The organism is Arthrobacter sp. ok909 (genome assembly GCF_900104405.1).
Lineage (GTDB): Bacteria > Actinomycetota > Actinomycetes > Actinomycetales > Micrococcaceae > Arthrobacter > Arthrobacter humicola.
Genome location: NZ_FNJS01000037.1, coordinates 1 through 18,368, shown reverse-complemented (window position 1 = coordinate 18,368; position 18,368 = coordinate 1). Strand labels below are relative to the sequence as shown.

The 18,368-nt window shown below is 63.1% G+C and carries 19 protein-coding genes and 1 pseudogene; 13 read left to right on the top strand and 7 right to left on the bottom strand.

Annotation, left to right across the window (positions count from 1 at the left end; genetic code table 11):
- Positions 1-1,102 precede the first annotated feature (1,102 nt).
- Together BLR03_RS24145 and BLR03_RS20650 are read left to right on the top strand one after the other, a co-directional pair.
- Positions 1,103-1,417 (top strand): hypothetical protein, encoded by a 315-nt coding sequence (locus BLR03_RS24145; protein WP_139184620.1) that lies wholly within the window; start codon positions 1,103-1,105, stop codon positions 1,415-1,417.
- 318 nt (positions 1,418-1,735) lie between these two features.
- Positions 1,736-2,062, top strand: coding sequence for a hypothetical protein (locus BLR03_RS20650; protein ID WP_091256156.1), 327 nt, complete (start codon positions 1,736-1,738; stop codon positions 2,060-2,062).
- Between the two features lie 501 nt (positions 2,063-2,563).
- Here the strand turns inward: BLR03_RS20650 and BLR03_RS24565 are convergent.
- A complete protein-coding gene (locus BLR03_RS24565) occupies positions 2,564-2,731 on the bottom strand; it encodes a hypothetical protein (protein ID WP_175460642.1) in 168 nt (55 codons plus the stop codon).
- A gap of 33 nt (positions 2,732-2,764) precedes the next feature.
- Positions 2,765-3,157: a hypothetical protein gene (locus BLR03_RS24140; RefSeq protein ID WP_139184619.1), complete on the bottom strand. Its 393-nt coding sequence runs from the start codon at positions 3,155-3,157 to the stop codon at positions 2,765-2,767.
- 204 nt (positions 3,158-3,361) lie between these two features.
- Here BLR03_RS24140 and BLR03_RS20635 point away from each other — a divergent pair, with 204 nt between their 5' ends.
- From BLR03_RS20635 to BLR03_RS20620, 4 genes are all read left to right on the top strand, one after another.
- A complete protein-coding gene (locus tag BLR03_RS20635) occupies positions 3,362-3,622 on the top strand; it encodes a hypothetical protein (RefSeq protein ID WP_091256149.1) in 261 nt (86 codons plus the stop codon).
- 542 nt (positions 3,623-4,164) lie between these two features.
- The gene (locus BLR03_RS20630) at positions 4,165-4,809 is read left to right on the top strand and encodes a GntR family transcriptional regulator (protein ID WP_091256148.1); all 645 of its coding nucleotides are present in this window, start codon (positions 4,165-4,167) and stop codon (positions 4,807-4,809) included.
- Positions 4,810-4,925: 116 nt separating this feature from the next.
- Positions 4,926-6,356 (top strand): amidohydrolase family protein, encoded by a 1,431-nt coding sequence (locus BLR03_RS20625; RefSeq protein ID WP_091256146.1) that lies wholly within the window; start codon positions 4,926-4,928, stop codon positions 6,354-6,356.
- A gap of 78 nt (positions 6,357-6,434) precedes the next feature.
- On the top strand, positions 6,435-7,910 hold the full coding sequence (locus BLR03_RS20620; RefSeq protein WP_091256144.1) for an NCS1 family nucleobase:cation symporter-1: 1,476 nt from the start codon (positions 6,435-6,437) through the stop codon (positions 7,908-7,910).
- Positions 7,911-8,164: 254 nt separating this feature from the next.
- On the opposite strand, the gene BLR03_RS20615 is transcribed toward BLR03_RS20620, so the two are convergent.
- The 3 genes from BLR03_RS20615 to BLR03_RS20605 form a co-directional block, all read right to left on the bottom strand.
- The gene (locus BLR03_RS20615) at positions 8,165-8,467 is read right to left on the bottom strand and encodes a DUF4193 domain-containing protein (protein WP_091256143.1); all 303 of its coding nucleotides are present in this window, start codon (positions 8,465-8,467) and stop codon (positions 8,165-8,167) included.
- A 239-nt stretch (positions 8,468-8,706) separates the two neighbouring features.
- Complete coding sequence (gene ppsA, locus BLR03_RS20610; RefSeq protein ID WP_091256141.1) at positions 8,707-11,112, bottom strand: phosphoenolpyruvate synthase; 2,406 nt, start codon at positions 11,110-11,112, stop codon at positions 8,707-8,709.
- Between the two features lie 151 nt (positions 11,113-11,263).
- Positions 11,264-12,082, bottom strand: a complete 819-nt coding sequence (locus tag BLR03_RS20605) for a pyruvate, water dikinase regulatory protein (RefSeq protein ID WP_091256139.1) — start codon at positions 12,080-12,082, stop codon at positions 11,264-11,266.
- Positions 12,083-12,213: 131 nt separating this feature from the next.
- On the opposite strand from BLR03_RS20605, the gene BLR03_RS20600 reads away from it, so the two are divergent.
- The 3 genes from BLR03_RS20600 to BLR03_RS20590 all read left to right on the top strand — a co-directional run bounded on the left by BLR03_RS20600 (position 12,214) and on the right by BLR03_RS20590 (position 13,779).
- Positions 12,214-12,552 carry a hypothetical protein gene (locus BLR03_RS20600; protein ID WP_091256138.1) on the top strand — a complete coding sequence of 113 codons (339 nt, stop codon included), beginning with the start codon at positions 12,214-12,216 and terminating at the stop codon, positions 12,550-12,552.
- A 341-nt stretch (positions 12,553-12,893) separates the two neighbouring features.
- Positions 12,894-13,286 carry a hypothetical protein gene (locus BLR03_RS20595; protein WP_091256136.1) on the top strand — a complete coding sequence of 131 codons (393 nt, stop codon included), beginning with the start codon at positions 12,894-12,896 and terminating at the stop codon, positions 13,284-13,286.
- Positions 13,287-13,431: 145 nt separating this feature from the next.
- Complete coding sequence (locus BLR03_RS20590) at positions 13,432-13,779, top strand: hypothetical protein (RefSeq protein ID WP_091256135.1); 348 nt, start codon at positions 13,432-13,434, stop codon at positions 13,777-13,779.
- 109 nt (positions 13,780-13,888) lie between these two features.
- On the opposite strand, the gene mctP is transcribed toward BLR03_RS20590, so the two are convergent.
- Together mctP and BLR03_RS20580 are read right to left on the bottom strand one after the other, a co-directional pair.
- A complete protein-coding gene (gene mctP, locus BLR03_RS20585; protein WP_091256133.1) occupies positions 13,889-15,580 on the bottom strand; it encodes a monocarboxylate uptake permease MctP in 1,692 nt (563 codons plus the stop codon).
- Positions 15,580-15,858: a DUF3311 domain-containing protein gene (locus tag BLR03_RS20580; RefSeq protein WP_091256131.1), complete on the bottom strand. Its 279-nt coding sequence runs from the start codon at positions 15,856-15,858 to the stop codon at positions 15,580-15,582. The genes mctP and BLR03_RS20580 overlap by 1 nt, the downstream gene beginning before the upstream one ends.
- A 439-nt stretch (positions 15,859-16,297) precedes the next feature.
- Between BLR03_RS20580 and BLR03_RS20575 the strand changes: the two genes are divergently transcribed.
- The 4 genes and pseudogenes from BLR03_RS20575 to BLR03_RS20560 form a co-directional block, all read left to right on the top strand.
- On the top strand, positions 16,298-16,564 hold the full coding sequence (locus tag BLR03_RS20575) for a GlsB/YeaQ/YmgE family stress response membrane protein (protein WP_091256129.1): 267 nt from the start codon (positions 16,298-16,300) through the stop codon (positions 16,562-16,564).
- 243 nt (positions 16,565-16,807) lie between these two features.
- Positions 16,808-17,146: an ArsR/SmtB family transcription factor gene (locus BLR03_RS20570; protein ID WP_091256128.1), complete on the top strand. Its 339-nt coding sequence runs from the start codon at positions 16,808-16,810 to the stop codon at positions 17,144-17,146.
- The gene (locus tag BLR03_RS20565; RefSeq protein ID WP_091256126.1) at positions 17,146-17,592 is read left to right on the top strand and encodes an SRPBCC family protein; all 447 of its coding nucleotides are present in this window, start codon (positions 17,146-17,148) and stop codon (positions 17,590-17,592) included. The genes BLR03_RS20570 and BLR03_RS20565 overlap by 1 nt, the downstream gene beginning before the upstream one ends.
- 253 nt (positions 17,593-17,845) lie before the next feature.
- Positions 17,846-18,368 (top strand): annotated as a pseudogene (locus BLR03_RS20560) (hypothetical protein); the annotation flags it as partial.

Here is an 18,368-nt window from a genome sequence, read left to right as displayed (position 1 = left end):
AAGGGCTTCAAGAAGGGCGCGGCGTTCAATGTCGAGCAGCTTCCTCGGGAACTGCTGTGCCTGCAGGCGCATAGCGGCGACCTCGCCCCCTTGCTCCTGCTGATCCTGACCGCTCCCCCACCCATCAGGCTCGCCGGGAGTGGCCGCCACGACGTCGAGGCCGGTGTTGACGTGGGTCTTGAGTCCCTGTGCGCCCGCGCCGGAATGACAGCTGAAGACTATGAGGCTTTGCTCGCCTCAATTCCGTCCTCTGTCGCATGGATGACGTGGTCTGAGATCCACACCATTGTCATGCGACAGAAAAGCGCCTTGTCGGGTCTCCCCTACAGCATCGCCGAATCCCTCCACCGCACCGCTGACGGGGTGGCCCAAGATATAAGGTGGCACTCCATCGGCCCCGTATGCGACCCTTTCGAGTTCGTGGGTCAGCCCTAACGCTGACCCGTGGATGACTGGCAAGTCAGTCACTACCGGAGTCTGTAAGTCATTTCCCGCAGGCCGATAGCGGAGATTACGACAAGCTGGCGCCCCGGAAGGGCCTAGGTGTTCGGGCGCGGGAAGTCCCCGCCCGGCTTCATGGACCGGACGGTTTCAGGGTGGGGCCTTGGGCGGCGCAAGCGCCCTGACGGTCATATCCGGCTCCGGCCGGGAATCTTGCTGTCCTGCGCCGGAACGTATCAAGCGCCCAGCCCCGATCTCTTCAGCCCTCGTGTTCCCGGCGGGGCTCTCGGAAGATACTGCAGTTCGCCGTGGGAATTCGGGGGAAAATTCCGCACGCCGAGCTACGGGGACGTCGACCGGTTCAGGCCAACAGATAGCCTCCGGAGCCGGACCCGCCGAAGGACTGGCGACCTATGCCTACTTCTTGGATCGCTTGTCCTCGGATCTGTCGCGGTAATACAGGAAGGTGAGGAACGCCGCCATCAGGATGATCGCAACCACGAATATTGCTGCGATCAACAGCAGAACATCCCCAGAGACCTCGGGCGTGTCTAGCGCCGCCATTGGGTTCATATATTAATGCAACTCTGGACCCTCTCCAGGCACAAGCGGCTTCTGATTGGGGCTTTGCTTGCGTCCCAAGCGGCTCCTAGATAATCCCGTGCAACTTTGGCTGTTCGTCGCCCGGGCCATTGCCCACCGGCACCGTCATGACTCCGAGCGGGTCGCGGCCCTGTTGCTCCTCCTCGAGGTCGCCGCAGGAAAACGAACGTCCTGGGACGACTACCTTGACGCCGTCTCCTGCGGGCTCCGGCACCGGGACCGACCTTCCACCCGAAACCGTCCATGCACTCCTCCACGATCCCCGGGAGCGCTCCTAAACCTCGGCATAGTCAACGACCACGGCCGGCAGCTAAAAGCAAAGACCGTCACGCCGCAGGGGCAGGCCTTCGCCCGCGCGGCCCTTCACTCCTAAACGGCCGAAAATTTCCAGAGCCCTCCTGCCCGGGCATCGACTCTACGCCTACTGCGCCTCGAGGAAGATCCCGCGCTCCGGGGCTGCTGCGACCAGCCGTCCCCTGACGGGACCTGCTCGGGACCACCTTCAGGCCGCACCCAGGTGGTGCTCGCCGCCCGGAACTTGGACGTAAGCGCCCGTGCGCTCCCCCGAATGGTCTTGCGCCGGTCGCACGATTGCGCCCCACTAACGGATGGTGTTGTTATCCGGGTCACATTGCGTCTATCGTTGGCGGGGGCCACAGCGTGGTGGCCCCGGTTTAGAGCGGAGAACTCTGTGAACGAGAAACTGCGGGTGCTGGTCCGTGTGGACCTCGACGGCGCCAAGGCCCACGTCAGGGTCCAGGGCCACGTGACGGTTCAGAGCGTCCATGGCCTGTATGACGTGGTCAAGCGCGCCAGCTCACTCGCCTCCGGACTGGCGCTGGAACTGGATGTGACACGTGCACAAATTGAACCCGACGCCATGGGAGAGCTTCACGCGTGCTCAAAGTCGCATCACCTGCCGGTGCACGTCGACCCGCTTCAGCACGACTATCGGATCAGCATCCTGACGCCGAACCACGCGACGTCCACGGCCCCATCACGAGTCCTGGCAGCCTGACCTACCTAAGCAAGCCCCCTGCCTCTACTCACCACCCGGTTCCAGATCCGCGCCCTCGCCGCCTGGCAGGACAACACGACTGTGACTTCCTCAGGGAACAGCAACCTGAACCCCGCGGCTCCGCTGCATAGGGCAGGTCATCCTGGAAGCCACTCCTTGGGTCAGCCTGGGGACACCGCGTCCTGTGTTTAGTTTCCACGCGTCGACTGCACGCTGACAGCGGAGATTACCTCAGCTAGTACCCTTCGTGTTTCATCATGACCACTCCGTGGATTGGGCTCCGCACAACTAGGCAGGGATCCCCGTCGAGTGAACGCCGGCTTCACCGGCGCCACGGCCGCAAGACACGCAGAGCCGGAACGGGCCACCATGTCGTGCCCGCGCTCCCCAAAAGCTGTGGTCTTGACCCCATACTTCGCGCCAGCCCTCGAGATGCATCTATGAGCCCGAAGCAGTCGACACCCTCAGACCTCGCGTGGGTCTGTTGGATTGGCGTCCCTATCACCGGGCCCGGGTTCGGGCCATGTGGTCGGCCAGGAATTCGGCATCCGCGCCGACGCCCGAGAGGAGGCCCGACTTGAAGGTGTGCATCCAGTGCAGCCCGAGGAAGTACAGGCCAGGGACTGCGGTGACGCCGTGCTGTTGGACGGGCCGGCCGCGCTCGTCCAACAACGGGATCTTGACCCAGCCGAAATCGTAGGCTTAGCCGGTCGCGCAGATGATCGTACGGATGTCTTCCCTGGTGAGATTCAGCGAGTTGATCTCCTCCGCTGTGGGGAGAGGGGCGGGTTCCGCAGGCTCTTCGTTGACGAGATAGCCTTCGATTCCATTGCCGATGAATTGGCGCGCTGCCGATATGAAGTCGGTGTGGGCCTTGTCGGCCTCATCGAGGACCCTATTCGCGTTGGCTTGCACGGCGAGATTCCCGCCTGACGCGCCGACGACTCGGCCGATTACGTTGACGCCGTCTGCGGCGAGTTGCCGAACGTTGACGTCGTAGCCGCCCTCACGCCGGTGACGACCGTCGAAGGTGGGTATTGACGCGAGGGAAAGCTGTCGATTGTCTGCGCAAAGCGGCCTAATGCCTCCAGCCAAGAGTAGATGTCCTTGCCCCTGAAGCGTCTCGGTGCGCGCCGGTGCCGGCTCACTGACATGTACACGCCGCGCCCGGCGCGCAGCAGCTCGTCGGCGATCTGACAGCCCGAGGCGCCGCTGCCCACTACCAGCACGGCCTCCCGGCAACGCCGCCGGAGAGCGGTAATGCGTGGGGTCGAGCTGCAGTCGCGACGATGAGACCTCATGAGCCAGCCGGGGCACGCGGGGAAGCTGGAACGGGCCGGCTGCTATCACCACGCGTCGGGCGTGGATGGAACCGTCAGCGAGGAATGCGTCGAAGCCGTCACCCGTGCCGTGTTCAGCGAGGACACGGACTTCAGTGTTCTCGCGCACGGGAGCCCCCTGTGCTGCAGGACATTGCTCATCGCGAGCCCGGCCTGGCCGGCCCCCGATGACAACGACGTCGTGATGCTCCCCCATGGTCAGCTTCCCGGGGAGTGGTGACACATCCATTTTTGTCGGCCGCGGTGTGCAGTTAGGAGAGAGCGATCCCTAAACTCCCAGACTCCTGTGCCCGAAGTTAGCAGGAGGGCATTCATCCTCCTGAGCGCTCACCGACAAAAATTGAGCTTTCCGACATATTCGCGCTGGAGCTAGCCGGTCTTGAGCTCGATAACAATGTAGCCCGTTGTCCGCACCACAGCCTCATGGGTGCCGCTCCCCTGCCGGCGGCGACTGCAGTCAGCGCCTGACAGGGCGTCGCGAACCGGTGCTACGGGATTTCGGCGGACAGTCACGTTCTGCACCTACGCTAAAACCCTTGACTTTCGCAAATGTGATGAAGGACACTGATTTTGGGATCCCAAAAGGGGATCCCGTAGATGTATCCCAACCGAGTCCTCGAACGAGGCATTCGATCAGGATCCGGCTTTCGGTGGATGGATATTCTCCGCCCTCCCAGGCCAATCATCTTACTTTGGCCGTATGAGACAGCCGGTATGCGTCGCTAGCCTGGCCAGTTCGGCGAACCAGCAAAGGAACGCACTGTGGAAAGTTCAGCAAAGATCGATGACCGCCCGTTGCGGGAAACCGTGCGGGACGCGATCCGTAACCGGATCTTTGAGGGGGACTACGCACCAGGAGCCCGTCTGGTGGAGCGCGACCTTGCGGACGAGTTCAACGTTTCGAGGTTGCCGATCCGAGAGGCGCTCCGCATGCTGCGTCAGGAGGGCCTGGTCAGCGAGCGGGCGAACTCGCGGGGCATCGTTGTCAGTAGCCTGACGCCGGAACAAGTTGCCGATTTGTTCGATGTGCGGCTGGCGTTGGAGGTCCTGGCTAGCCAGCTGGCTGCGGTGAGGGCAACAGCGTCCGAACTCAACGATCTCAGTTCCCTGCTGGACCGGGCACAGAACAGTCTCGAGGTCGGATCGATTTTTGAGGCCCACGCGGCAAATAACCAGTTCCATGACGCGATTACAACCATTGCAAGAAATGAATTCCTCCGGGCGGCCCTGGAACCGCTGCAGGGGCGGATGCATTGGCTGTTCCGGCACGCGACCGACCTGCCGGAACTGATCAGGGAACATCGCAGCCTCTACGAGGCGATCGCCAGCGGCGACCCGGAACGTGCGGGCCGCGTCTCCCGCGACCACATCCAGAAGTACCGCAAAGACTACTATCTGACTCACTAACCTGAACCAAACCACCAGGGGACTGACTGCCTTACCTGGCAGGCCGAACCCTTCCTGAAGCGCACCCAAATTCGGGTCACCACGAAAAGCCAACCGTCGAATGAACAGGAGCCCAAATGGAGAATCATCCAGACCTTGTGATCTCTAACGCCATAGTCGTCAACGCGGACGGACGCCGCCACGCACACGTGGTCATCCAGGGCGGGAAAATAGTAGAGATTGTTGATGCCGATACCCTCGTTCCGGAAGCGGCGGCCACCGTCGACGCCGGCGGGCGCCTGCTGTTCCCCGGAGGCGTGGACGGGCACTGCCACGTGGCGCAGGTTACCGGCAGATTCCACACCCTCGATGACTTCGCCGTGACGTCCATTGCTGCGTTGTGGGGCGGAACAACTACGATCCTCGACTTCGGGATACCTAGGGACTCTGTGGAGACGCCGCTGGAGGCTGCGCGAAACAAGATCACGTTGGCCCGGGAATCCCGCTGCGACGTGGGGTTGCACGGATCGGTCGTTACGTGGGATGAGACAGTGCCTGCCCAGCTCGAACGTCTCGCGGAGATGGGAATCCGTTCCATAAAGATGTACGCGACGAATCGCGGGTCCACCATGGCGGACAACGACACGATCCTGCAGGTCATGAAGCAGATGGTCCGGCTCGACGGCCTCACCTACATCCACGCCGAGCACGATGCCATCATCACCGACTGCACCGAGACCCATGCTGCTGCCGGTGATATCGGCATCCGTCATCTCCCCCGGACCCGACCTGAACTGGCAGAGGAAGTCTCGGTAAAGGAATCCCTGGCGATGGCCGAGTACACGGGCGCTCCGGTGTACTTCGTTCATCAGTCCACCCCCGGGGCTGTAGATCTCGTGACCGATGCGCAGTTGAGGGGCCTCTCGGCCTATTCGGAGACCTGCCCCCACTACCTGGCCCTGGACGATTCCGTCTACGGCGAACAGTTTCCCGAGTGGTACGCATGCTGCCCGCCAATGCGCAGCCCCGAGACCGTGGCGGCGCTCAAGGACAGAATGCTCTCCGGCGCAGTCCACACCGTCTCATCCGACCACTCCTGCTATGACCTTTCGCAAAAGCTTGAGCGGAGCGATGACATTCGCCAGATGCCACACGGTCTCCCCGGCGTGGAAACCCGCATGCCTGTCACATTTACCGAGCTAGTCTCCCCCGACGGCCACGGAGCCGAGCGATTCGCCGAAGTCTTCGCGGCCGCCCCCTCCCGTATCAATGCCGTTCCAGGCAAGGGCATCATTGCACCCGGATACGATGCCGACCTCGTGCTTGTGGATCCCGCCGAGGTCCGGACCGTGTCCGGTGCCGGATTACACATGGGAACAGACTTCTCTCCCTTCGACGGCAAGAATCTCCGGGGATGGCCGCAGCTTGTGGTCTGCGCCGGGCGAATCGTCCTGGACGAGAACGGCTTCCACGACCCCGGACCCGTCGGACGCTTCATCGAGCGCCGAGGATTCCGCGAAGGACCAGGCCGCCCCGCAGAACTCGCGGACCACCACAGCCGGGCCTAACTTCGAAACCAGATCACGACCGAACCCGTCCCCGACCCTTCCCACCGATTACAAGAAATGTTTGACAAAGGAGTCATCATGGAAACAGATCACAAATCATTGGCCGCGCTTGACCCCACGGGCCGGCTCTATAACGAAGACCTCGCTCCCGCCACGGAACGAAAATGGACCTCGTACAGCTTCTTCGCGGTATGGATGTCCGCAATCCACAACATCGGCACGTACACCTTCGTTGCAGGCCTGTTTGTCATCGGGCTCACCGGCTGGCAGGTCCTGGCGGCCATTCTGATCGGCACCGCAATACTGTTCTTCGGCATGAACTGGGCAGGGAAGATGGGGCAGCGGACGGGCGTACCCTTTCCTGTCATGGCCAGAATCAGCTTCGGGATCTGGGGAGCCAACATTCCTGCCCTCATCCGCGCGGTTATCGCCATCTGCTGGTACGGCATCCAGACATATCTCGCATCCATGGCCGTCGTCGTGCTGCTCCTAAGGATAGATCCCGACCTCCAGCAATGGCAGAACCAAAGTTTCCTCGGGCTATCCCTCCTTGGCTGGGCCTGCTTCATTCTGCTGTGGATCCTGCAACTTCTGGTCATCACCCGCGGAATGGAGGCCGTCCGTCGCTTCCAGGACTGGGCCGGCCCCATCGTCTGGGCTGTCATGCTGGGGATGGCTGTCTGGCTTCTTGCTTTGGCCGGCTGGAACATCCCGATGGACCTGTCAATCAATCCGCTGGCTGGCGGAGACGTGGTCCGTGGCGTACTCACCGGAGCCTTCCTCCTTGTCGCGACCTACGCCACCATGTTGCTGAACTACTGCGACTTCACGCGCTTTGCCAAGTCCGAGCGGTCCGTGATCCGCGGAAATTTCTGGGGAATCCCGGTAAACTTCGCTGCCTTCGCTGCCATCAGCATCACTATGACAATTGGAACCGTCGTCGTCTTCGGTAAGGCCATCACCGACCCCGCTCTGATTCTGGCCAAAGTCCCCGATACCTTCGTCCTGGTCATCGGCGCAGTCATGTTCATCGTCGCCACAATCGGTGTGAACGTCGTCCTAAACTTCGTCTCCCCCGCCTACGACCTTGCCAATGTCTGGCCCAAGCACATCAACTTCCGCCGCGGCGGCATCATCAGCGCCGTACTGGCGCTCCTGGTCATGCCGTGGAACCTGTACTCAAATCCCGTTGTAGTCAACTACTTCCTCGGCGGTCTGGGGGCTTTCCTGGGCCCCCTGTTCGGGATCATGGCCGCTGACTACTTCCTGATCAACCGGGGAGTCATCAACCTCAGGGACCTTTACCGCTCGGATGAAACGGGCGAGTATTTCTTCCGGAAGGGATTCAACCCCAAAGCCATCGCCGTCTTCATCCCGACGGCTGCAATCGCCGCTGTCATGGCACTCGTCCCGGCGCTCAACGCGGTGGCCGCCTTTGCATGGCCCGTCGGGCTTGTCCTCGCCGGCGTTGCCTACTATCTGGCCATGGGAGTGGCTGTGAAACCAGACGCTATCCAGGTTAAGCCGGAAGCCCAGCTCGAGCCCGCCGAATGACGAGCTGAACCGCACCAAGCTACTTAACTGGAGTTGGGCTGGAGACCACTTTCGTGGTCTCCAGCCCAACGGCCACATGGGCGAACCCTGCAACAATTTCCTCAAGTACGGTGGCCGCAAGACCACCACGCTCCTCGGATTAGACTCCGAGAGCGGGAGCCAGCGTGCCGGCCGGCGCCCCGCAGGTCTTGCGGTAGAGGATCTGACCAGTTTCGGCCTGGCGGCGGCTTCCCGGCGTCGGGACCTAGTTCGTCTTATCCCTCGCACTCAATGCAGTACGAGTGGCCGTCCTTTTCGCGAGCAAGCTGGGACCGGTGCCGGACCAGGAAGCAGGAATAGCAGGTGAACTCATCCTGCGCCTGGGGAATCACCTGAACGATCAGCTCTTCGGCGACAAACTCGCCGCCCGGGGTCATCGCTTCATCCAGTGCGTCGGCCTCGTCCAACTCACGCGCAACGCTGCGGGCATCCGGTGCGTTCGCGGACTGCAGCGCCTCAAGGGACCGGTCCTGGGATTCCTTGACGTCGGATCGTACTTCGTCGTAATCAGTTGCCACTGGGGTCATTCTCTTCTCTGACGTTCTTACCTGACGGAACTGCAACGTATATAACGGCTCCGTTGTTCCCCAGTCGAGAGAACCGGTTGGCCGGCCGCAGGAAATGAGTCGCGAGCCGATGGCGTAGGGTCTTGCGTTACGAGCCAGGCGGTCGGTGCGGCCACAGCAGCACGGCCTGAAATGAATAGACCGTGCTGCCCGGCGGGCGTGCCGCCTGCCGTTCCCTCGGCGTCGTGCTGTCAGTTCGCCTCGGCGCCAACCCCTGACTCGACGGGCCCGCCGGCGAGCCGGAGCCAGGTATCCACCACGGTATCGGGGTTCAAGGAGACGGAATCGATACCTTCCGCCACCAGCCACTCGGCGAAGTCCATGTGGTCGCTGGGACCCTGGCCGCAGATGCCCACATATTTGCCGCGCGCCTTGCAGGCCTTGATGGCCATGCTCAGGAGCTTCTTGACGGCAGGGTCGCGTTCGTCGAAGCCGCCCGAAACAATCGCGGAATCCCGGTCCAGGCCCAGGGCCAGCTGGGTCATGTCATTGGAGCCGATGGAGAATCCGTCGAAGTAGTCCAGGAACTCGTCGGCGAGCAGCGCGTTGGACGGAATCTCACACATCATGATCACCTCGAGGCCGTTCTCACCGCGGGTGAGGCCGTTCTCCGCCAGCAGGTCAACGACGCCGCGGGCCTCGTCCAGGGTCCGCACGAACGGGATCATCAGCTTGACGTTGGTCAGCCCCATCTCGTTGCGGACAAAGGACAGGGCCTCGCACTCGAGGTCGAAGCAGTCCCGGAAGGACGGCTCCAGGTACCGTGAGGCGCCGCGGAAGCCGAGCATCGGGTTCTCTTCGTGCGGCTCGTAGGCGGGCCCGCCAATCAGGTTGGCGTACTCGTTGGACTTGAAGTCGGACATGCGAACAATCACGGGTTCCGGCGCGAAAGCCGCCGCGATGGTGGCCACGCCTTCGGCCAGGCGCTTGATGTAGTACTCGCGCGGGCTGTCGTACGCGGCGATCCGCTCACGGATTTCCGCGGCGACGTCCGCCGGCTGCTCGGCCAGGTTCAGCAGTGCCTTCGGGTGGATGCCGATCTGGCGGTTGATGATGAATTCGAGCCGGGCGAGGCCCACTCCGTGGTTGGGCAGCTGCGCGAAGGTGAACGCCTGTTCCGGGGTGCCGACGTTCATCATGACCTTGATGGGGGCCTCGGGCAGCTGGGTGATCTCGGTTTCCTCGACGCTGAAGTCCAGGAGCCCTTCGTAAATAACGCCAGTTTCACCGTCGGCGCAGGAGACGGTCACTTCGAGGCCGTCGGACAGGGCTTCTGTGGCGTCCCCGGTGCCGACGACGGCGGGAATCCCCAGTTCCCGGGCGATGATGGCCGCGTGGCACGTGCGGCCGCCGCGGTTGGTCACGATGGCGGAGGCACGCTTCATGATCGGTTCCCAGTCCGGGTCGGTCATGTCGGCGACGAGGACATCGCCGGTCTTGAAGGCGGCCATCTGGTCGATCGCGGTGAGAATGCGGACGCTGCCGGCACCGATGCGCTGGCCGATGGCGCGGCCCTCGGCCAGCACCCGGCTGGTTCCGTTGAGGCGGAAACGGCTCAGGCTTCCGGAGGCCCGGCGGGACTGCACGGTCTCCGGGCGGGCTTGCAGAATGTACAGGCCGCCGTCGATCCCGTCCTTGCCCCATTCGATGTCCATCGGGCGGCCGTAGTGGTTTTCGATGGCGACGGCGTGCCGGGCAAGCTGTTCGACGTCGGCGTCGCTGAGGCTGAAGCGGTTCCGCAATGACGTCTCAACCGGCACGAAGTCGATGGTGCGGCCGATTTCGCGGCTGGTCGTGTAGGTCATCTGGAGGGCCTTCTCGCCCAGTCCTCGTTTGAGGATGGCGGGGCGTCCGGCCTGCAGCGCGGGCTTGTAGACGTAGAACTCGTCGGGGTTGACCGCGCCTTGGACGACGGCCTCGCCGAGACCGTAGGAGGACGTGACGAACACGGCGTCCTGGAACCCGGACTCTGTGTCCATGGTGAACATGACGCCGGAGGCGCCGACGTCGGAGCGCACCATGCGCTGGATGCCGGCCGAGAGCGCCACCTCAGCGTGCTCGAATTTGTGGTGCACGCGGTAGGCGATCGCCCGGTCGTTGTAGAGGGAGGCGAACACATCCTTGATGGCGAGCAGGATGTTCTCGATCCCGCGGACGTTCAGGAACGTTTCCTGCTGCCCGGCGAAGGAGGCATCGGGAAGGTCTTCCGCGGTGGCGCTGGAACGGACCGCCCAGGACAGGTCCTCCGAGCCGCCGTGCTTGTCCACCAGTTGCTGGTAGGCGTTCCGGATCTGCACTTCAAAGTCCGGCAGGAAGGGCGTCTCGCGCATCAGGGCCCGGATCTCCTGCCCGGCGGAGGCCAGGGCCGTCACATCGTCAGTGTCCAGGCCGACCAGCCGATCGGCAATCTTCTGGTCCAGGCCGGAGTCTGCCAGGAAGTTGCGGTAGGCATCCGCGGTCGTGGCGAAGCCGTCGGGAACCTGGACCCCGGCCGAGGTCAGGTTCTGCACCATTTCGCCGAGGGAAGCGTTCTTTCCGCCCACCCGGTCCAGGTCCTTGAGTCCGAGTTCTGAGAACCACAGGATGTCCGTCGTCATAATTACTGCTCCTTTGCAGAAGATGGCATGCAGGTGCGGCGCCCCGCTCGCGGCGATGGCCGGTTGATGGGCGCAAGTCCTGTCCACACTGACAGGTCTGAGGCTCTCTTTCCATATGACGTCCGCCACACAAGGTTTGTGAAACTTTTCCCTAATGCTTGAGGTTCATCCGCTGCAGGATGGTGGCCGCCATTTCCTCCACGGAGACCGTGGCTGAATTCAGGTATGGAATCCTATGGGAGACGTACAACTGCTCGGCGCTGCGCAACTCGAACCCGCACTGCCGCAGCGACGCGTACGATGAGCCGCGGCGCCGTTCCGTGCGGATCTGGCTCAGGCGCAGGGGGTTGGAGGAGAGACCAAAACACTTCTCCACAAAAGGCCTCAGCGGCTTGGGGAGCCCTTCGCGTTGGAAGTCTTCATCCACCAGCGGGAAGTTCGCGGCGAAGATGCCGTGTTGCAGCGCCAGATACATGGTGGTGGGCGTTTTGCCGCATCGTGACGGGGCCACCAGAATAACCTGGGCCTTTTCGAGCGCACGCAGGCTCTGCCCGTCGTCGTGTTCCATGGCGTATTCGACGGCGGCCATCCGGGATTGATAGCGCTCCGCATTGCCCAGGCCATGCGCCCTGCCGGGTTCGCCGCTGGCCGGCGAACCGAGGGCCCGCTCCAGCTGCCCGACATGCGTGCCGATGAGATCCACGATGATCCCGTTGCACGTCGCCAGGACCTGGCGGATCTCGCTGCTGACCGCGGTGGAAAAGACGATCGGTTGGAGGCCGGCGACGGCCAGGCTGTCGATCGTGCCGACCACGGTCCTGGCCTGCTCAACGGTCGTGATGAAAGGGACCGTGATGCGGTCAAAGTTATTCGCGGGGAACTGGGTGAGCAGGGTGTTGCCGAGGGTTTCTGCGGTGATGCCGGTGCTGTCCGAAAGGAAGTAGACAGGCCGAAGATCGTCTTTGGTCATGAACGCATTCTCCCCCAGAGCGAACCCGGTCCGGTATCGGGCAGCCGGCGGGTCCCTTTCCGGCCTCCGGGTCCAGACGTAGACTGCTCGCGTACGACGCGCCAATGCCACCAACTGTCGGGGAGATGGACATGAGCTATGCAGGAACCGGGAACGAGAAGGCCGTCGCGGCAAGCGACCTGAGCCGGGCGCATGTCGGGCTAACCGTGAGCTTCCAGCCGGACGAATTTACCGTGGTCTTCGGCCGGATCGGCGCCATTGCGCGGAAGGAAGGCAGCGTGACCATCGCCCTGGAAGGCGTGGACGGCACGGGTGGCCTCCCGTCCCATTACAGCTTGTCTCCCGCCCAACAGGTCTACGTCCAGCCGGACATGCTCACCAATACGGAGTCGACCATCAAGGACTTGTTCGGCAAGGTGCAGGAGAACCTGCGGAGCCACAAGGGCGATCAGCGGCCCGACGCCGTCTAGGGGCCGTTCCCAGCGTATGCGGGCTGAAAATGGCCCTCTTACATTGACGACGAAGCCCGACTACCGCAACACAGGGCCATGGGGTGGAACTCCCCCCGCGTGACTGGTCCTGCTGCGGCGGCCCGGGCGAGGGTGAACTAGAGGCGACGGAAGAGAGTCATCGCGCTGGCGCGGCGGCGCAGGAATACCTGCCCCCTCTGAAGTTTGGCCGAGCGCTTATCCAGGGCTTTCTAACGGAGACAGTCCGCGCGGTGACCGCTGCCTATTGCTCCGCGGCGGCCATCGCTAAACTTAAATTGCGCCGCAGAAGACGCAGAGTTCGTTTCGGGAAAGGCACGATCATGACCGACAACAGCGGCTTTGAGAACACCCCGGATGAAGCGGGAACGAAAAAGAAGCCCGAAGAGCCAGACCTGCGGGGCCGTTACGTGGAAGGCAACTATGGCAAAGCCGGCGCGCAACCCGGCCGGCACGCGGAAGACGAGGAAGGCCAATATACCGAAGGGGATTACGGCGCGGCCGGTAGCGAGGGCGGCCTGCCCGAGCCCCTGGGCGACAAAGCCACGGAATCGGGACGGTATGTGGAGGCCGACTATGGCGACGCCGGGACTATCCGCGGCCGCACGGCAGAATCTGAAATAGGCCGGTATTCAGAGGGCGACTACGGAGCGGACGGCACCGTGGATGCCACCCGTAAACCCGGTAAGGATTCCGGGCCACGCACCCAGAAGTAGTCCAGCGGCCCGAGCATCGACTGCCCCGGTCGGCGGACACCGCTGTCGGCGTTCAGAGCTGACTCACGTCCGGGGCGCCTGCATTTAGCACCCATTGACCCGGTACACCTGCGGACCCGGAAAAATACGACTCAGGAGGCCCCGCATGACAATCAAGCTCAACACTGCGGCGCTGCGTCATGCCAAGCAGTTGATCAAGGACGCAAGGATCGCCCGGGATTCGAGGGACGACTGGAGCGAACATGCCCCCGATGCTGCCCAGGAAAACGCGTTCATCGACAAGCACGGCTACACGGAATACAGCACTTGGCATCTGGGCGAAGACAGCGAAAAGACGCCTGCTACAAAGGGACGCTACAGCTTTCCCTTCGGGGACTTCCGGCGGCTTCATCGGTGCGCGATTCTTGCCATCGAGAGCCGGGCCGCCCAGAACGACCACGACGACATCGCCACGGCAGCGAAGACCCTCCTCGAGGAACTCGATAAGGACTGAACCCGACCGGGCCAGGCGGGTCCTCTGCCTGGCCGTAGACCCGGCGGCGCCGGCGAGCGGCCCCCGGGGCCGCCGTCGACTCAGACCGTGGCCGTCGACTCAGACCATGTCAGACTGTGGGGCCGGGCTCTGCGAGCGGAAACTCCCGCTGGATCTCGGCGACCTTCGGATCGTTCTCGTCCGCACCGTAGTCCGAGCTGCGGGTGATGTCATTCCCGCCGGGGAGCTTCATTGCGTGGAAGAGCAGGGACAGTCCGGCGGCAACAATAAGGTTTATCGCAAATGCCACGACAGCGATGTAGACCTGTATGTCAGTGCCGGGGATGGCCGCGATGGAGCCGCCGAAATTGGCCTTCGTGACGGGGTTGACCACGTTGTAGGCCGCGATAGTGCCGTACGCAATTCCGGCTACCCAGCCGCCGAAAAGCGCCCAGCGATGGAACCAATGGGTGTAGAGCCCCGCCACGATCGCCGGGAAGGTCTGCAAGATCCAGATGCCGCCGAGGAGCTGCATGTTGATTGCTGCCGACTGGTCCATGGCAATGACGAAAATCAGGGCACCGAACTTCACCACAAGCGATGCGATCTTGGAGACGTGTGCTTCCTGCCGGGGAGTGGCCTCAGGCCGGATCAGATCCCGGTAGATGTTGCGGGTGAACAAGTTCGCCGCGGCGATTGACATGATTGCGGCGGGGACCAGGGCACCGATGGCGATGGCGGCCAGAGCGATGCCGGCGAACCAGGCCGGGAACTCATCCAAGAACAGCTGCGGGACAACGAGCTGCGGGTTGACGGCGCCATTCAAGTCGATGGGCTTGGTACCGGCATAGATCGCCACGTAGCCCAGCAGCGCCAGGAACCCCAGCATCAACGAGTACAACGGCAGCACCGCGGCATTCCTGCGAATCGTGTTCCTGCTCTTGGTCGCCAAGACCCCCGTGATCGAGTGCGGATACATAAACAGCGCCAGGGCCGAGCCCAGAGCCAGCGTCCAGTACGCGGAATAACTGGTAGCGCCCGGAATGAATATTCCAACTGGCTTGCCGGTCGCCGGGTTGACCGTGCCAAGTTTCGTCTCAGCAGCGCCGAAAATGGTGCCCCAGCCCCCGAACTTGGCCGGCAGGTAGATTACCGCCACGATCACTGCCAGATAAATCAGCAGATCCTTCACAACGGCGATCAGGGCCGGCGCCCGCAGACCCGACGTGTAGGTATAGGCGGCCAGGACAACAAACGCGATGATCAGCGGCAGGTCCGTTAGCAGCACGTTTTCCGCACTCCCCAGGCCCAGGACTGTGAGCACCGACTTGATGCCGACCAACTGCAGCGCGATGTAGGGCATCGTTGCGACAATGCCGGTGACGGCCACGGCCAGGGTCAGCGCCCTGCTGCCGTAGCGGCCGCCAATGAAGTCGGCCGGCGTGACGAACCCATGCCGGTGCGAGACGGACCACAACCGGCTCATCAGCAGGAACACGATCGGGTACAGCACGACCGTATAAGGCACCGCGAAGAAGCCGCTGACGGCTCCCGTGGCCCACATCGCAGCCGGAACGGCCACAAAAGTATAGGCCGTGTAGAGGTCGCCGCCGAGCAGGAACCAGGTCACCCAGGTTCCGAAGCCGCGGCCCCCGAGGCCCCACTCGTCCAGGCTGTGCAGCCCTGTCGTCTCTTCCCGACGCCACCGCGCAGCAACGAAACCCAGCGCCGCCACCAAGACGAAGAGAATGATCACAATGGTGAGTGCGACGACGTTAATTGGCCGGTCCGGGGCGGCCAGAGGGATGGTGGCCCCGCTCATCACTCCTCCCCCGCACTAGAGATGCCACGTACGGAATCGCGCCTGCGACGGTCCTCCTTGCTAACCAGCCAGTAGGAGATACCCACCAACGCCGCAGTGACCGGAATCCACATCATCTGATACCAGTAGAAGAAAGGCATACCTGCGAGGCGCGGCTCATCAAAGGAATACGCGGGCACCAACAACGGAATCACAATGGCGGCGCCCAACAGGATTCCGGCGATGGCGTAGGGACCGGATCTGGCTGGTCCGCGCGTTGGCACATCAGGACTGGACATGGACGCCTCCTCATCGAGACGGCCCCCGGAGCGGGAAGGCTTCCCGGGACGTGCCGGCGGCCTGTGGACCGCGTGTCGCGGCGGTCGTTACAAACAGGATAGACAGTCGATTTATTCTCGAACAGGGCAAATGCGACCCGCGCCCGACGGCGGATCGGATCGACAATCTCACGGGTTCCCCTCGCTCCCCCGCGGACCACAGCCACCCGCGGCTCTGCTGGTAGCAGGCCCGGATGAAGCAGGTAGCCCAGCGGGCCCTCCATGTGGCGCACTCACGTTTTCGCCTAAACAACGGCGAACAAGAAGGGCGGAGCCGGACTGACGAGTCGAAAAACTTCGTCAATCGCAGGGCATCAGGTATTGCGAACTACTAAGCATGCTGATTGAATCATGCTTACGGCCGCATTCCACGGCCAGTCCACGGAAAGGAAGTACAGTCATGGGGATTCTCGCTTTTCTCATTCTCGGGCTTATTGCAGGAGCCATCGCCAAGGCACTGCTTCCCGGCCGGCAGGGAGGCGGCTGGGTAGTCACGCTCGTGCTGGGCGTCGTGGGCGCGATCCTCGGCGGCTGGATCGGATCATTGATTTTCGGAGGAGGCCTCGGGAACTTCTTCGACCTGCGAACCTGGCTCCTCTCCATTCTGGGCGCCGTCATTGTGCTGCTCATCTTCGGAGCAGTAGCCGGTCGCAGAAGCAGGGCATAGGGGCCGCCACGCCGTCCAGGCGCTAGAATTGTGTTGACCCTCCAGTCCCCCAGCTTGGAGAGTCGGGAGCCTCCGCGCTTGAGTCCTTGACTCGCGCGGAGGCTTTCCTATTGGACCGATGCCGCGTGAGCGTGCACCGCCGCCGGGAAATCGCACCCGCCGCGCCGGTCCCGGCATGGCCTCCATCCGAATATCCGCCCAGCAGCGGTTGACGCGTAGGATTTTTCCTACATAAAATGTGCTGTGCCTGTCAGAACGAAAGACTCTCCTGCCGACCTGATCTTTGGTGCGCTGGCCAACCCGACCAGGCGGGACATTCTTTTCCTCTTGCTTGGTGGTCCTCGAACTGCCGGCGAAATTGCGGAGCAGTTCGACATGGCCCGGCCCAGCGTGTCTGAGCACATGAAGGTCCTCCTGGATCGGCGCCTCGTTTCCGAGCAACGCGATGGCCGCGCGACCCGTTACACCTTGACGCCCGGGCCCCTGGCAGACGTCGCCTCTTGGTTGTCTCCATTCGAGATGTTCTGGCGCGGCCGCCTGGAAGACCTGAACACCACTCTCGACAACCTCAAGGACCCCTGATGTCGGCCACATTGACCGCGATTGAACTCGACGAATTTCTCCCCCACCCGCCCTCGAAGGTGTGGCGTGCGCTCACAGAACCGGACCTGATCGCCACGTGGCTCATGGAGAACGACTTCCGGCCGGTGGTCGGCCACCGATACACGATGCGAGGAATACCGGTGCCTGCCGCAGGCTTCAGCGGCCTGGTCGCGAGCGAAGTGCTCGAAATCGATCCGGAAAGACTTCTGCGGATCTCCTGGCGGGATGCCAATGCCGGCAACAACCTGAGCAGTACCGTCACGTGGACGCTGGTCCCAGAAGGCAGCGGTACCCGCTTGTTCCTAGCGCATGAAGGATTTGACCCGGAGGAGCCCAGCCACGTGATCGCCCACCGGATTATGGGCGGCGGCTGGCGCGGACAAATACTCCCACGACTCTCGGAGACTCTGGCACAGGCCACCTGAGCGGGACCAACGTGATTGCTCTGGCCCCGCCACGAACGCTGCACTGCCTGAACTCGCGCACCCAAACCTGGCCCGACTTTCCCAGGGTGCAAGAGCCGCGTGCAACTTTGTCTCAGTAGAATCGGCTCGATTGTTGGAGAAGCGCAGCACCCTGACACCAGCTCTCAAACGGTTTTTGGTTGTTAAGTCAGCACCCGCTTCGAGGACAGGCCATGTCACTATTTTTGTCGGTGGCTCCTGAGATGCTGAGAGTGTGGAGAGCAGAGCAGCCTCGAGTGTGGACAACGGTGCGGAAAGCAGGGAAGCGGTGGAGGCCGTTGCCGCGTCTGTGGCTGTGCTGGCTGCCTTGCTCGGGTCCGGCGGCGACCGGTCTGATCCGCCCGGCACCGGTGCCCTCCGCGATACCAATGACTTGCGCAATGCTGGCGCCCAGCGGGATGCTAATCGGCTGCGGGATACGGGTGGCGTGTGTGGTGGTGATCCGTTGCGGGATCTGGCGGATGCGTTGTTGGACGGGTTGGCCGGGGTGGCCCGGTTGGAGGCCCGGACGGCGGCGTTGAAGGTTCAGCTGGCCGCCGACTACGCGCGGGCGGCCAGGTTCCTGGCCCCGCCGGCGGGATCCGTGCGGGACCGCGCCGGGCAGGAGATGGCGCTGGTGGCCGAGCTGGCCTGTGTCCTGACCGTGAGCGAACGCACCGCCGGGGCCTTCTTGTCCGAGGCCCGGGCCTTGACGACGGGGCTGCCGCTGACTCTGGCGGCGTTGCGGGCCGGGACGA

Coding starts and splice junctions, on each gene's coding strand:
- BLR03_RS20580 (WP_091256131.1), bottom strand. CDS start 15,858: ATGTCCAGTCCTGATGTGCCAACGCGCGGACCAGCCAGATCCGGTCCC.
- BLR03_RS20625 (WP_091256146.1), top strand. CDS start 4,926: ATGGAGAATCATCCAGACCTTGTGATCTCTAACGCCATAGTCGTCAAC.
- BLR03_RS20620 (WP_091256144.1), top strand. CDS start 6,435: ATGGAAACAGATCACAAATCATTGGCCGCGCTTGACCCCACGGGCCGG.
- ppsA (WP_091256141.1), bottom strand. CDS start 11,112: ATGACGACGGACATCCTGTGGTTCTCAGAACTCGGACTCAAGGACCTG.
- BLR03_RS20605 (WP_091256139.1), bottom strand. CDS start 12,082: ATGACCAAAGACGATCTTCGGCCTGTCTACTTCCTTTCGGACAGCACC.
- BLR03_RS20575 (WP_091256129.1), top strand. CDS start 16,298: ATGGGGATTCTCGCTTTTCTCATTCTCGGGCTTATTGCAGGAGCCATC.
- BLR03_RS20600 (WP_091256138.1), top strand. CDS start 12,214: ATGAGCTATGCAGGAACCGGGAACGAGAAGGCCGTCGCGGCAAGCGAC.
- BLR03_RS20590 (WP_091256135.1), top strand. CDS start 13,432: ATGACAATCAAGCTCAACACTGCGGCGCTGCGTCATGCCAAGCAGTTG.
- BLR03_RS20635 (WP_091256149.1), top strand. CDS start 3,362: ATGAGCCAGCCGGGGCACGCGGGGAAGCTGGAACGGGCCGGCTGCTAT.
- mctP (WP_091256133.1), bottom strand. CDS start 15,580: ATGAGCGGGGCCACCATCCCTCTGGCCGCCCCGGACCGGCCAATTAAC.
- BLR03_RS20595 (WP_091256136.1), top strand. CDS start 12,894: ATGACCGACAACAGCGGCTTTGAGAACACCCCGGATGAAGCGGGAACG.
- BLR03_RS20565 (WP_091256126.1), top strand. CDS start 17,146: ATGTCGGCCACATTGACCGCGATTGAACTCGACGAATTTCTCCCCCAC.